General features: G+C 56.7%; 1 protein-coding gene. It reads right to left on the bottom strand.

Annotated features, from left to right (window positions below):
- Nucleotides 1-270, bottom strand: a 270-nt coding sequence (locus BFP90_RS29400) for an immunoglobulin-like domain-containing protein (protein WP_256097518.1), incomplete at both ends; no start/stop codon positions are given.

The following is a 270-nucleotide window of genomic DNA, read 5'->3' as shown; positions in this document are numbered from 1 at the left end:
CGTCATTCGGTGCCACGGCGGTGACCGTGCCGCTGGATTGGTTCACACCGATGGTGATGGTTTTGCCGTTGTCCAGGGTGACAGTCAGCGGGTTAGTGATGTTAGTCACCAGCGCACCGTTTTTATCCACAAGGCTGGCGGTGTAAACAATGTTGCCGCCTTCGCCGACGGTGGTGGTAGCGGTCAGAACCACATCGACCTTGTCGATGGTGTCGTTGATCGCGGTAGTTGCGCCGTTGCCAGCAACTTCCAATTTCTCAAAGTTGCCGC

The sequence above is a fragment of the Pseudomonas sp. 24 E 13 genome (assembly GCF_900004715.1).
GTDB lineage: Bacteria > Pseudomonadota > Gammaproteobacteria > Pseudomonadales > Pseudomonadaceae > Aquipseudomonas > Aquipseudomonas orientalis_A.
The sequence above is the reverse complement of the archived record's forward strand: the minus strand, read 5'-3'. Positions and strand labels throughout refer to the sequence as shown.